The 12,730-nt window shown below is 67.5% G+C and carries 11 protein-coding genes and 1 pseudogene; 7 read left to right on the top strand and 5 right to left on the bottom strand.

The window, feature by feature from the left end:
• Positions 1-140 precede the first annotated feature (140 nt).
• Positions 141-923, top strand: coding sequence for a transposase family protein (locus tag AB0M35_RS26300; protein ID WP_363748635.1), 783 nt, complete (start codon positions 141-143; stop codon positions 921-923).
• 145 nt (positions 924-1,068) lie between these two features.
• On the opposite strand, the gene AB0M35_RS26295 is transcribed toward AB0M35_RS26300, so the two are convergent.
• Positions 1,069-1,620 (bottom strand): hypothetical protein, encoded by a 552-nt coding sequence (locus AB0M35_RS26295; RefSeq protein WP_363748629.1) that lies wholly within the window; start codon positions 1,618-1,620, stop codon positions 1,069-1,071.
• A gap of 73 nt (positions 1,621-1,693) precedes the next feature.
• The gene (locus AB0M35_RS26290) at positions 1,694-2,857 is read right to left on the bottom strand and encodes a hypothetical protein (RefSeq protein WP_363748627.1); all 1,164 of its coding nucleotides are present in this window, start codon (positions 2,855-2,857) and stop codon (positions 1,694-1,696) included.
• Positions 2,858-3,074: 217 nt separating this feature from the next.
• Here AB0M35_RS26290 and AB0M35_RS26285 point away from each other — a divergent pair, with 217 nt between their 5' ends.
• Positions 3,075-3,665 (top strand): DinB family protein, encoded by a 591-nt coding sequence (locus AB0M35_RS26285; RefSeq protein WP_363748625.1) that lies wholly within the window; start codon positions 3,075-3,077, stop codon positions 3,663-3,665.
• Between the two features lie 318 nt (positions 3,666-3,983).
• Entirely contained in the window at positions 3,984-4,643 is a 660-nt protein-coding gene (locus tag AB0M35_RS26280) for an acVLRF1 family peptidyl-tRNA hydrolase (protein WP_363748623.1), read from the top strand.
• 428 nt (positions 4,644-5,071) lie between these two features.
• Here the strand turns inward: AB0M35_RS26280 and AB0M35_RS26275 are convergent, their stop codons facing one another.
• On the bottom strand, positions 5,072-5,359 hold the full coding sequence (locus AB0M35_RS26275) for a hypothetical protein (RefSeq protein WP_232510787.1): 288 nt from the start codon (positions 5,357-5,359) through the stop codon (positions 5,072-5,074).
• Between the two features lie 256 nt (positions 5,360-5,615).
• On the opposite strand from AB0M35_RS26275, the gene AB0M35_RS26270 reads away from it, so the two are divergent.
• Both AB0M35_RS26270 and AB0M35_RS26265 read left to right on the top strand, forming a co-directional pair.
• Positions 5,616-6,587 carry a zinc-binding dehydrogenase gene (locus tag AB0M35_RS26270; protein WP_363748622.1) on the top strand — a complete coding sequence of 324 codons (972 nt, stop codon included), beginning with the start codon at positions 5,616-5,618 and terminating at the stop codon, positions 6,585-6,587.
• Between the two features lie 558 nt (positions 6,588-7,145).
• A pseudogene (locus tag AB0M35_RS26265) lies at positions 7,146-7,289 on the top strand (DUF4158 domain-containing protein); the annotation flags it as partial.
• A gap of 82 nt (positions 7,290-7,371) precedes the next feature.
• Here AB0M35_RS26265 and AB0M35_RS26260 read toward each other — a convergent pair.
• Together AB0M35_RS26260 and AB0M35_RS26255 are read right to left on the bottom strand one after the other, a co-directional pair.
• Positions 7,372-8,076, bottom strand: coding sequence for a hypothetical protein (locus tag AB0M35_RS26260; RefSeq protein ID WP_363748620.1), 705 nt, complete (start codon positions 8,074-8,076; stop codon positions 7,372-7,374).
• Positions 8,077-8,243: 167 nt separating this feature from the next.
• The gene (locus AB0M35_RS26255; protein WP_363748633.1) at positions 8,244-9,212 is read right to left on the bottom strand and encodes an NAD(P)-dependent alcohol dehydrogenase; all 969 of its coding nucleotides are present in this window, start codon (positions 9,210-9,212) and stop codon (positions 8,244-8,246) included.
• A gap of 249 nt (positions 9,213-9,461) precedes the next feature.
• Between AB0M35_RS26255 and AB0M35_RS26250 the strand changes: the two genes are divergently transcribed.
• Together AB0M35_RS26250 and AB0M35_RS26245 are read left to right on the top strand one after the other, a co-directional pair.
• On the top strand, positions 9,462-10,076 hold the full coding sequence (locus AB0M35_RS26250; protein WP_363748619.1) for a TetR/AcrR family transcriptional regulator: 615 nt from the start codon (positions 9,462-9,464) through the stop codon (positions 10,074-10,076).
• Positions 10,077-11,075: 999 nt separating this feature from the next.
• A complete protein-coding gene (locus tag AB0M35_RS26245) occupies positions 11,076-12,281 on the top strand; it encodes a M14 family zinc carboxypeptidase (RefSeq protein WP_363748618.1) in 1,206 nt (401 codons plus the stop codon).
• The last annotated feature ends 449 nt before the right edge of the window (positions 12,282-12,730 follow it).

The following is a 12,730-nucleotide window of genomic DNA, read 5'->3' as shown; positions in this document are numbered from 1 at the left end:
CGCTGCAGCCCATCCCGCACAACCGCGATCGTGCAAGCCATCCTCGTCCTGCACCACGTCGAGAACCCGACCTACCCAGGATGAAAAACGCTCACAGCAAATCGACCAAAACCCGATGCCCCAACACGGGAGCCTCGCCTGTGCTGTCTTACCCGTCCACGATCTCGTTGTCCAGCCGGACCCTGAACCACCTCGCTGACCGTATCCGCAGCCACCGCAACCAGCGTCGATCCAGGTGGCGGCGCCTCGACGCGGGACGGCAAGCACTGCTCGCTCTGGCTCACCTGCGTAACGGTGATACCTACACTCGGCTGGCTGCCGGGTTCGCCGTCGGCGTGAGTACCGCATGGCGGTACGTGCAGGAAGCTGTAGCCCTTTTCGCGTCGACCGCCGATGACCTGGCCACCGCCATGGACCGGATCCGCCGGCTGGCGTACGCGATCCTGGACGGCACGCTGATTCCGATCGACCGGGTCGCCGACCAGCGGCCGTACTATTCCGGCAAGCACAAGCGTCATGGCGTGAACGTGCAGGTCATCGCCGACGCGGCCGGGCGTCTCGTGTGGGCCTCGCCGGCGCTGCCCGGCTCGGCCCACGACCTGAGCGCCGCCCGGAGCCACGGCATCATCGATGCGCTGAGCAGTGCAGACGTGATGACGTTCGCCGACAAGGGCTATCAAGGCGCCCGCGGTAGCGTGCGCACCCCGTTCAAGCGGCGCCGCTTCCGCCCGAAGCTGTCACGCCGGCAGAAGGCGGTCAACCGGGCACACGCGAAGATCCGCGCCCGCGGCGAACGCGCTATCGCCACGCTCAAGACCTGGAAAGTGCTGGCCAAGCTGCGTTGTTGCCCGCGCCGGGCCACCACGATCGTGCAGGCCATCTTCGTCCTGCACCACGTCGAAGCCAACCGCTACACCGGATGAAAGGCTCACTCTGTGGCTACGGATGAAGCCCGACGTCGCGCTGCACTGGTCTTACGGCCCGGCAAGCTGACGTGGCTGCACAGGGAGCGGCAGAAGCGCGCGCTTGACCTTGACCTGGATTCCGCCTGGCATCGTCGATCTTCGCCTACCCGTTCGCCCGCAGCCAGCGGCGATGGGTGGCCGTGGCGATGCCGTGGACCAGCCGGGCTAGGTCCGCTGCTCCCTCGGCGTCGTCGGCGCGGCGCACCGTCGTGAGGATCGGCGCGACATCGTCGAGTTCGACACACTCGCGCAGCAGCACGAACTGGAGCACCGACCCGGCCAAACGAGCGTTGCCGTCGTCGTACGGGTGGAAGAAGGCGACGTCGAGGTAGGCCCGAGCCGCACGGGCCGTCACCGGTGTTTCCCGGTCGGCGGTCTCTGCCAGACATGAGGCGAACCGGTGCTCGGTGTCGGCGTGCAGCCCGTACCGTTCCCGGCCGTCCTTCGCGTGCGCTGGTGCCCGGCGGAACGCCGCGACCGGGACACCACGGATGATTCGGTTCCAGCGTGCCAGTAGGTCTGAGGTGAGGTCGGCGCCGGCGGCGGCTTCGAGCCGCACGTCGTCGTACGCGGTCAACATCCGGCTCAACCGTTGCGGGCCATGCCCGGCGGATCCGCAGGCGAAACCGACGAAGCCGTCACGAATCGCCGACACCGAGGTCGTCGGGTGCGCAACGACATCGCGCCAGCCAACGCTTTCCCGTACCCGCTGCCATATTGCCAAGTGATCAGGCGTGGTCAACGGCCACCCGCCGGGCCAAGTCCTCGGCCACCGACTCCACGACCGCTCTCGGCGGCTCCACCCAACTGTCGAAGCGGCCGCCGACCGCGTGTTCGAGCAGTTCCTCCCGGCGGGTGGACTCGATGCCGGCCGCGTCGAGAAACCAGCCGAGCACGGTCATGCAGCAGCCGTACCAGCCGGACTCGTACTGCGTGCGGTCACCGACCGCTGTCACCAGGTGAGCAACAGCGCGCTCCCATCCGTTCAGGTCGTCGGCGGGAAGCGGCAGGAACCAGTCGAACCGCTCCGCCAAGTCGTCCAGCCAGTCGCGCCACTCCATCAGGGCCGCGGAGATCGTGATCGCGGTCGCTTCGGGTGTGGTGACCGAATGTGAGAAGCAGCACCAGGAGCCAACCGGGCCACCATCGAAGTCGCCCTCGCCGACTGACCAGCGCCAACCCACCGCCCACCGCCCGTACCGGTCGACGAGCCCGGCCGACACGTTCTCCAGCCACAGGTCAATGAGACGCCAGTCGGCCTCCGCTGACGGGAGTTCGGACGCCGCGACCAGCTCGCTCACCACCGCTCGAACTGTTTCTGGATCGAAGATCCGATCCGGGTAATCGGTGTCCGCCCAGCTCAGCTGTCTCGGATGGGGCAGACGGCGGTCCTGGGGCGTCGTGTAGATGGTGATCCGGCCGTTGCCCTGAACAGCCCGCCAGGCCGGCGGTTCGCCCGTACCGTCCGCTGCCGCCGAGCCCGCCTCCGTGAAGCGGCCGTCGGTATCAGTGGCGAGCTCAACCAGCAGTTCATGCCAGGCCGCCACGGCGTCAGCGAGGCGGGTCAGCGTCTCATCCGGTGTCGTCACCGGAGGACGTTCCGCCCGCCAGACTGGGATGACCCCACGATCCTGGTAGTCCTCCATCGCGACGGTGTACCACCAGCCCACCACCCAGGCGCCCAGGTGCTCGACCAGCGCCTCCGTCATCCGGTCGTACCAGAAATCGATGAGCTGCCAGTCGGCGCCGGCAGGCGGGACCTCGGCGGCCGGCGGCAGCACCCGCACCAACTCTGCGACACCGGCCGGATCGAATGCGGGATGCGCAGCGGGATCGACGTCTCTCCAGGTGAGTCGCCAGAGCTCGGGAAGTTTGACCCGGTCAGTTGTCACACTCGGCCTTCCGTGCGGCAGCCGGCCAGCCTAACGGGTCCGCCCTGCCGCTCGCCGCCCCGCCATCGACGAAGACGCGCACGCCCATCGGCATAGCCGGGAGAGTCTGCTACGTCCCGGAGCGGCGGATGCGTATACCGGCCGGTCCAGCCGGGTGCTGATCTTGCAGGCAACGTCTTGCAGGAATGGCTCGGGCGGATGAGGAAGACTGGCAGGTATGGCTGATCTGGGCGACCCGAAGGCTGCGCTGCACCACTACCTCCAGGCGATGCGCGACAACCTGATCTGGAAGCTCGACGGGCTGAGCGAACGCGAGGCCAGACTGCCGCGCACCGCGACCGGCAACAACCTGCTGGGAGTTCTCAAGCACTGCCTCAATGTGGAAGCCGGCTACTTCGGGCCTGCCTTCGGGCGTGAGTTCCCGATGTCTGAGGAACTGGTCCCGATGCAGGTGTTCGAGGAGGATCCGCAGGCAGACTGGTACGCGTGGGAGGGCGAGACGAAGGATGGGCTGATCGACCTGTATCGCCGTGTCGGGGTGTTCGCGGATCAGACGATCGAAGGGCTACCCCTTGACGCGCCGGGGCATGTGCCGTGGTGGCGCCCGGGCGAGAGGGACGTGACGCTGCACAGGATCATCATCCACGTGACGTGCGACCTCGCCCGTCACGCCGGTCACGCCGACATCATGCGCGAGCAGCACGACAGGGCGATCGGCTTGCGGCGGGAGAACTCTGGCGTTCCCCGCGACTACGATTGGCCAGCGTACGTCACCAAGCTGACGAAGCTCGCTGACCGGTTCGGTTAGCCACCCGGTCCCGTCGATACAGGCAGAGAGGGCAGTGTCCGCCCATCGGCACGACCGAGTGCCGACTTGATTCGTTGTGGTGACAGTGCGTAGCGGGCGGTCGGCGGCAGACCCGTGCGTGCTGGTCTTGACCGCGGTTGCTGGCAACGGCTTGATGCCGCAGTAGGTCCGTGCTCGGCCGCTGATCGGATGAGTCCGCCGTAGCATGTTCCGCCATGAGGCCGATCGTCATCAGGCCCCGCATCCAGATCACGGTCCTGGTCGTGCTCATGTGAGCATGGTGGGTGCAGGCCAGCCGTTCCGATAGGCGGTGTTCACGTGGTCAAGGCGCGACCCGCCGCGGGTGGCGGGCGGTGGGTGGAGATCTCACCGGAGCGCATTCGTGGTTGGCTCGACGGCTTCTACAGCCGCCACGACGGCGCCACCGAGCAGGGCCTGGTGCTGACTGGCGCGAGCAACGGTGACACCGCCACCCTGTATCCGCCGCCGGGGCTTGCCGACGTGAAGGATGTCGACACGCTGCTGGCCCGCATCATCCGACCACCCCGGATCGCCGTGCTGCTGGCCCGTAAGGGCGCGGTTGCCGCCGGTGTCGTGGACGGTACGACCATCACCGTCTCCAAGGTCGAGCGCTTCTACGTGCAGGGCCGCACCGCAGCCGGCGGATCATCGCAGCAGCGCTACGCACGTCGCCGCGCCAACCAGGCCCAGGCTGCCACTTCGCGGGCTGCGGACATCGCCGCGCGAATCATGCTGCCTCATGCGCCCGGTGTTATCGCCGACCCGCACGATGCCATCAGTGCCCTGGTCTGTGGCGGTGACCGGTTGATGATCGACGAGGTGCTGACGGACCGGCGTCTGGCGCCACTGGCACTGCTGCGTCATCCACACCTGCTCGAATCCGCCGAGCCCCGTCTGGCCGTCCTGCAGGATGCGGCGGTTACGGCCAGACGGATCCGCGTCCATCTGATGCCGTGACCACGACCAGGTCCAGCAGGGTGGCGACGACCCGACCAGGATGAGGTGCGACGGCCCCACAGTGCAGGGACCTGTGCGCGATGTCCCGTAACCCGCCCGCTCTGCCAGAAGCGCCCGGCTACGCCAGGTGGACCGTAACGATGTCCACCTCGTTGCCTTCCGGGTCGATGAGGGTTCGACGAGGAGCGTTCTCGGTGGCGATCCGTCCTCCAGCGGCCACAGCCCCGTCGATGCGGGCTTGGACCTGGTCGTCCGGGACGAAGAAGCACCACCGTCACCGGTTGACACCGTAAAGCCCACCAGGCGCCCAGCTCAGCTTCGTGCCGGAGATCGAGCAGGAGCGCGGCGGTGGTGGCGGCCAGGACGGCCGCCACCACCGGACGGGTGATCGGCGGGCATGGGCGGTGGCCCCGTAGATCAGTTTCTGATCAGAAGGGGGGCGCGTCCTCGCCCATCAACGCCAGCACGACGCCGCCCTTCCCGCGCTTGAGGTTCTGGATCACGACCTTGCCGGTGCTGCCGTCGGGCAGCTCCAACGTAAAGGTCTTCCCGACCGCGTTCTTGGGGCCGTTGCCGGCGCTGTTGGCGGGTCGGAAGTCGCCTGCCCACGGCGGGGTCCCACCCTTGCGGGCGGGTTCGGCGAAGAGTGCGGCGGTGCCGGGGGTCCTGGTGCCGTCCGAGGAGACAAGCACTGAGGCGCTGCGATAGGTAGCCATTACGCCAAGGCTATCCCGGACTGCGTTCATTTCACGGCACCACAACGGAGTCGTGGGGCGGAACGGCCAGGGGGAGCAACCTTCATCTGCTTTTACCCCTCGGGTTGACCATGCGGTGGTCGCAGCCCGAGCTGGACCCCGGTCGCCGAACCTGCAGCTTCGGCGGCGCACCGCCCGCCAGCTCGGTTGCCCTCAACCAAGCTTGAGGTTGCATGCTTTCGGCGTCCCGCTGTGGCGAACGATGGGAGCAGTTGGTATGCGAGTGGTTCACGCGATGCGTTTCGGGGGTCCCGAGGTCCTGGTTCCGGGCGAGAGGCCGGATCCGGTGGCCGGGCCGGGCCAGGTGGTGGTCGAGGTGGCGGTGGCGGGCATGACGTTCGTCGAGACGCAGATTCGGCGTGGCACCGACAGGTGGCACGAACGGCCGCGGTTGCCGTATGTGCCGGGCGGTCTGGTGGCTGGGCTGGTGAGTGCGGTCGGGGTACAGGTGGATCCGGCTTGGCTGGGGCGGCGTGTTGTCGCCAGCACGGGAGAAACCGGTGGTTTCGCCGAGCGGGCGGTGGCGATGGTCGGGGACCTTTTCCCGGTGCCGGACGGCCTGGGCCTGTCGGAGGCCACCGCCTTGTACAGCGACGGCAGCACGGCCCAGGGCCTGGCCGAACACGCCAAACCGGGCCCCGGTGACTGGGTTCTGGTCGAGGCGGCGGCGGGTGGGGTGGGCAGCATGCTGGTGCAGCTCGCCCGTGCTGCAGGCGCACAGGTCGTCGGAGCCGCTCGCGGATCGCGGAAGCTCGATGTGGTCCGGGACCTGGGTGCCGATGCGGTGGTCGACTACTCCGAACCGGGCTGGACCACGCGGGTGCGTGAGGCGACCGGTGGCGCGGGACCGGATGTGGTGTTCGACGGTGTCGGCGGCGAGATCGGGCGGGCCGCGTTCGATGTGACGGCCCGCGGCGGCCGTTTCTCGGTACACGGCGCCGCCAGTGGTGAGGCCACAGTCATCGACCCTGTGAAGGCAAGCCACAAGGGCGTGACGGTGATCGGCATTGAACAGCTCTTTGGCTTCGGACCGCATCTGCGGCGATGGGCAGCGCGGATGATGTCGCAGGCGGCTGAGGGAGTCGTCCGGCCGATCATCGGGCAGACCTTTCCGTTGGAGCGTGCCGCTGATGCGCACGCCGCAGTCGAAAACCGCACTGCGGTGGGGAAGACCCTGTTGCTGATCTGAGGCATTGCACCCGGGGGTCGCTGGCCCGGCCACCTCAACCGCCACTGAGGATCGGCCACTGTCCGATCCAACTCACTGCTGCAAATGACCGGCTGGCTGACCTGCGTCTCGCAGGGTAAATCTGGTCAGCGGATCGGGAATCAGGTCAGGTATACCGTGCGAATTCGGTTGACCTTGTCCGTTGACGGCACATCTCAGCGTTAACCCCTCAGGAAGATGCTGAGGGAGGCTGCGATCATCGCGAGGATCGAACAGGCGGTCAGGAGCCAGCCGGCGTTCACGAGCCGATGCTTGCGTAGGACCACGTGGGAGAGGCCGACCACGTTGTAGGTCAGTGTCTCGAACTCCAGGTGCTGTCTGCCGTGCGCAGGAGATTGACCATCGATGTCCGAGGATGATGACAAAAGTTGATTTCTTACCGTTGGCCAGGTTGAGGCGTACGGGCGTTTCGTAGGGACGCCGGTGGTCGAGGATGTGGAGCGGTTCTTCCTCTTGGACGACGTGGATCGAAAATCTGGTCGGTCAGCGTCGTAGGGCGGCGAACCGGTTGGGTTCGCGTTGCAGTTGACCACGGTTCGGTACTTGGGGACGTTCCTGGACGACCCGCTCGCCGTGCCGGCGCCGCTGATGGAGTACCTGGCGGGGCAGCTGGAGACTCGCCGGCCGGGCGTGGTGCGGGACTACATGATGCGGGAGCGACGGCACCACCACGCTACGCAGCCCAGGACTCGACCAGGCGGCCTCCACGGACTCCTCGCCCGCGTGCGCGACCTCGGCGCCGCCCTCATCTCGGTCCCGCCCGGACGAGGCGCACGCCGGTCGCGAGCAGCCAGACGAGCCAGGCGGCGAACCCTGGGAGCCCAACGAAGATCAGCTCCGAGCCGTCGGCGATCGCGAGGCTGCCGAGCCCCGCGGCGAGCAGCAGGCTCCCGCCTACCAGGCCCAGCAGGCGCTGCCAAGCCGGAGTCAGCCCGCTCGCGTGCGCGGCGAGGGCCGCGCCGATGAAGGTGGTGCCGAGCGTCGGCAGCGCCAGCGCGAACGCCGCCGCGTGAACCTGCCAGACGAGCTCGAACGCGGGCGTCGGCTCGGCGAGCCCGTCGGCGGAGAGCGCGAGCCCGATCTGCAGGACGTTGACAAGCACGAAGATGGCCGACAGCGACGCGCCAGCGGCCACGGCGAGGCGCGACCAGTCGGCGCCCGCCTCGCCGCGCCGCTCCACGAGGCCGTGCAGGCCCGTCACGAACACGAGCAGCAGCGGCAGGTTCAGGGCCACCTGACTGGACGCGATCGCGACCGAGTCGCGGTTGGCTGCGTAGTAGGCCAGCACATCCTCGATCGGCGCGCCGAAGGTCGGCGCGCCCGTTCCCGCCAGCACCCCGTTCTCTATCGCCACCGACACCGCGAACGCGATCGCCGCGGTGCCGACGAGCCGACCTCGAACGAACCAACTGCGGGCTAGCGTGGTGGCGGTGTTCTGCGGTGATCTCATCTTTTACTCCCTTCGTTTCAGCCGGATGGCGGGCTGTCGAGCAGGTTCGGGGTGTCCGCTCGGATGGGCATCGGTTCTTCCTTCGACAGGGGCGGTCGGTCCGCCGCAGTGGCGGCAGGTCTGGGCGTGCACACGCACGGGTGGGGTCGTTCTCGTCGGTCCGGTCGTCAGATGGTGACGACGACCTTCCCTCGGGTGTGGCCGGCCCCGACGTAGCGGAGGGCGTCGGCTGCTTCGTCGAGGGGGTAGGTGCGGTCGATGACCGGCGTGACCTGCCCGGTCGCGAGCAGGTCGGCCAGGGTGAGCAGGTCCTGGCGCTTCTCGACCGACACGAGAGGCTTCAGCCGCTGACGGGTGAACCCGGACAGCACGCGCGCTTTGACGATCCGACCGAGGGGGCCGAGCCAGCGGCCACCGCGTCCACTGATGGGGATGAGGGTGCCGGTGGGCGTCAGCGCTCGGCGAACAGCCGCCAAGGGCTGGGCTGCCACGTTGTCGAGGATGACGTCGTAGCGCTTCTCGGTGCGGGTGAAGTCGGTCCTCGTGTAGTCAACGACGTGGTCGGCACCGAGCGACCGGACCAAATCGAGGTTGGGGGTGCTGCACACACCCGTCACCTCGGCACCGAACGCCTTGGCGATCTGTACGGCGAAGGAGCCCACGCCGCCCGACGCGCCCGTGACCAGCACCGTCTGGCCCGGTTGAACGTTCGCGATGTCGCGCAATGCCTGCAACGCCGTCATGGCCGACGTGGGGACCGCTGCCGCGTCCACGACCGACAGGTTGGCAGGCACGGACACGAGGTTGTCCGCCGGGACGCAGGCGTACTCCGCGAGCGTTCCGGCGGTGCTCCAGCCCAACACCTCGTCGCCGGGGCGGAGAGCGGTGACATCCTTCCCGACCGCTGCCACCACGCCGGCGAGGTCCCTGCCAGGGATGCCGTGGCACGGCCGGCGGAGCCCGAACACCAGGCGCAGCACGTACGGCTTACCGGTCATGACGAAGTAGTCGCCGGGATGTACTGAGGCCGCGCCCACCTGGACGAGCACATCGCCTCGACCGGGCAGCGGTAGCCCGACGGTGGACGACTTGAGCAGTGAGGGCGGGCCGTAGCGGTGCTGGACGGCGGCCCGCATCGTCGCCGTTCCGGCCGCACTGGCCCCTGGCACCAGGCGTGCTGAGGCGTTCGATCGCTGTTCGGTTCCCATAGGAGCCTCCTCGTGTCCGAGCTGCGACTCTCGCCGTTTCGTACACTGTACGTCGTACGCTGTACTATGGGCGTACGCTGTACGATTGTCAAGCCGTTCGAGGGAGCGAGGAGACCCGTGTCTGCAAGGGAACAACGCCAGGGCGCGTCAGACGCAGGGCTGAGCAAGCAACGGGTGGTGGTCGAGGCGATCCGGCTCGCCGACCGCGAGGGGGTCGACGGGCTGAGTATGCGCCGGCTGGCTGGCGCGCTCGGCGCGGGCGCGATGTCGCTCTACCACTACGTGGCGAACAAGGAGGAGTTGCTGGACGCCATGATCGACGTCGTGTTCGAGGAGATCGAGCTCCCGCCCGAAGGGACCGACTGGCAGGCAGCGATGCGACGGCGGGCGCTATCCGCCCGACAGGTTCTCGCCCGTCACCCGTGGGCGATCGGCCTGATGGAGTCGCGGACATCGCCCGGGCCCGCGAACCTCCGCCACCGCGAAGCGGTCACCGCCTGCCTGCGGAGGGCCGGCTTCCCGGTTCTGATGGCGACGCACGCCAACTGGTTGCTCGACAGCTATGTCTACGGTTTCGCCCTGCAGGAAGCCAGCCTGCCGTTCGACACCGCCGATGAGCTCGCGGACATGACCGAGGACGTCTTCCTGCCCCAGCTTCCTCCTGACGAGTTCCCCTACCTCAACGAGTCCGCCGCGGCACTCGTCGCCGCCGGCTACGACCCGGCAGAGGAGTTCGTCTTCGGCCTCGACCTCATCCTGGCCGCCCTCGATCCCCTGAGAGCCTCCGCATAGCAACGCTCACGGACCGTCGCGCGGCCCTCTGCACCGTAGCTCCGATCCATCACCGCGGAACGAACCCACCCGCGACGGCGTCGCCGCCGCCTGGGCCAACGGCAGCACGTCCGGTCGACGCCCTCGCCTTGCCCAACTCGGCGCCACTGACCAGGCACGCGTCGCCTTCCGCGCCGGTGCCAGCATCGCCGCTCTGGCTGGCGAACACGGCGTCAGCCGTGGCGCGATCCGCACCGCGGCCATGCTCGACACCCACGGCGCGCCCTCCACCGACCGCCAGAGGTTGCGAGTTCGGCCCGCGAATACCAGCGGCTCGCAGACTTGATCTGATCGGTTCGACTGGAGTTCGGTCAGATTTACCTCGCGGACCCGGCAGATGCCGCTGGCCTTTCCGAGCCCTGTACCGGCGGGCCGGAGCCATCGCCTCGAACGGCACCGCCCAGGCATCAGCCAGCGGCAGCCGGTGCTGCCTACCGTCCGCCGCGACGTACCCGAGCCGGACCCGTCCAGCTCTCCATCAGCCGCGTCGGAGACCACGCTCAGCGTCGTCACACCGAACATTCTTCGGCATCGATCACCCAATGCCCGGCAGCGACTCGCAGGGCAATCCTGATCCTCGCAAGATCACTCACAACCTAACTCTGACACTCGCAACCTTCGGCGATACAGGACAGCCACGTCGGCGCCCGTTACTGTGCGGCCGGGGCCTGTCTCGCCAAGTTGGAGACCTCTCTGTTGCCAACGCCTTGACACAGAGAGGTGCCGTTAGCGAGACAGCCCCGACCGGCTGCGGTGGCCCCGGATCGGGCCACCGCAGCCGGCCGTCGCGCTCTTTGCCGCCCCGGCGCTAGACGCCGAAAGCTCAAGATTTCCTCAAATGCGTGCGCCGAGCTGCATTTAAATTTACTGGCGCCTTAGTTTTTTCACATCCGATTGGCGCGGCCGCTCTACCGGAGAAGCGGTTCCAGTGCATTACTTATACAACTGTAGGAGGTCATGATGAAACGACGCCTATTGGTGTCGACAACCGTCGCAACGCTGTGTGCTGTCACGCTTTTCGCGCCGTCCTCGTCGGCTGAGAACGGAAACGCCGACTGCAAGAACCTTCCCGGCGAGCGGTCCACCTCCGGCTGGACCAACTACGAGGAACTCGGCAAGCGACTCGCTCAGATCGAGGCGACCAGCCACGGCCGCGTCAATGTGGACGTCATCGGAGAGTCCAATCGGGGTCGGGACATCTACGCGGCGCGGGTCGGCACCGGTGACCGCGTACTGCTGATCACGAGCGAGATTCACGGCAACGAGAAGACCGGCACCGAGGCCCTGCTGCAGATGCTCAAGACCCTCGGATCCAGCGGCAGTGCACAGGCCAAGGCGATCCGCGAGAACTTGACCATCGTCGCTGTCCCGAAGTTCAACCCCGACGGTGCGGAGCTGAACCGTCGGCAGAACGACTTCCCGTGGAGCGAGGTGGTCCAGAAGTTCCCGCAGCTGGCCGGGACGAACCCGCCGTACTACTACAGCAACGGCGCACAGGGCTTCGACATCAACCGGGACTTCAGCGCGGACCTCACCGCCGAGCCGTCCCCCGGGACCCGGCCGACGAACGAAACCCTCCCCGGCATGTACCTGACCAACGAGTCCCGGGCGCTGCGTGACCTGTACGTCGACCTCCGCGACGAGTTCGGCAAGGTCCACTCCTACGTCGACCTGCACCACATGGGCCCGTGCAGCCAGAACAACGACACCGAGCAGTACGTGACGGTGTCGCTGGACTTCCCGCCGCTCGGCTCAGAGGTCGACGGCAACCCGCGGTACGCCGACTGGCCGTTGCTCGACCAGGACGGCTCTCGCCGTCACGCGCTGGCTGCCGCCCTCGGCATGATCGACCACGGGGGTAACGGCTCGGGAACCAACTCGCCCTTCGTCGGCGGGGTGAGCCGTTACGTCCACTACCAGGTCGCCGACGGATACAGCTTCGACCGGGACTACGCCGGCCAGGCCAGGTCGGCCTTCGCCCTCAACGGCAGCGCCACGGTGCTGTTCGAGGTACGTGGCCAGTCGCACGCGTGGGGCCAGAAGCAGAACGGCATGCTGACCCAGGTCGTGCAGGCCGGCCTCTTCGGAATCGCGGACCGAATGGCGGACAAGTCCGTCGACAACCTGAACGGCAACCACTTCTACGATCTGCCCAAGTACTGGTGAGCCACAGAGTCGATGCAGTAATCAACGAACCACGGCAATTAGCTAGACCCTGACATCACCCACATGAATCAACAGCCACCGTCCAGCAATGGGCGGTGGCTGTTGAGGGCGTGTACGGATGTGAATCTATGCACTGAAGTAATCTCGACAAGCTTCGGGTAGGTATTTGTGTTCGAAGTGAGTCAGGTGCAGCGCGGCGGCGACGATATCGCCGATCCGGCGTGGGTGTGGCGTAGCGCTTTCCAACGTCCGGTCAGGACGGCGAAGCCGCGCAGCGCAGCCCGCGCAGGAGCGGGTCTGCTGCACCTATAGGTGACAGGTCAAGTCAGACCCGTGGCTGGCGGACGACCACGTCGATGACGAGGTGGCGGTGGCGCGTCCTGCGCGGGTGCGCAGTGAGTGTTCACCGTCGTGGACGGAGACTGTGCGGGAGGGTGCGGGCTGACTCG

The organism is Micromonospora sp. NPDC051196 (genome assembly GCF_040682415.1).
In the GTDB taxonomy this organism is placed as follows: domain Bacteria; phylum Actinomycetota; class Actinomycetes; order Mycobacteriales; family Micromonosporaceae; genus Micromonospora.
Note: the sequence above shows the minus strand (reverse complement) of the source record. Positions and strands in the feature narration are given on the sequence as shown.

Bases quoted from the DNA above. Each gene is read 5' to 3' on its own strand.
- AB0M35_RS26285 (WP_363748625.1), top strand. From the start codon at position 3,075: ATGGCTGATCTGGGCGACCCGAAGGCTGCGCTGCACCACTACCTCCAG.
- AB0M35_RS26275 (WP_232510787.1), bottom strand. From the start codon at position 5,359: ATGGCTACCTATCGCAGCGCCTCAGTGCTTGTCTCCTCGGACGGCACC.
- AB0M35_RS26270 (WP_363748622.1), top strand. From the start codon at position 5,616: ATGCGAGTGGTTCACGCGATGCGTTTCGGGGGTCCCGAGGTCCTGGTT.
- AB0M35_RS26260 (WP_363748620.1), bottom strand. From the start codon at position 8,076: ATGAGATCACCGCAGAACACCGCCACCACGCTAGCCCGCAGTTGGTTC.
- AB0M35_RS26255 (WP_363748633.1), bottom strand. From the start codon at position 9,212: ATGCGGGCCGCCGTCCAGCACCGCTACGGCCCGCCCTCACTGCTCAAG.
- AB0M35_RS26245 (WP_363748618.1), top strand. From the start codon at position 11,076: ATGAAACGACGCCTATTGGTGTCGACAACCGTCGCAACGCTGTGTGCT.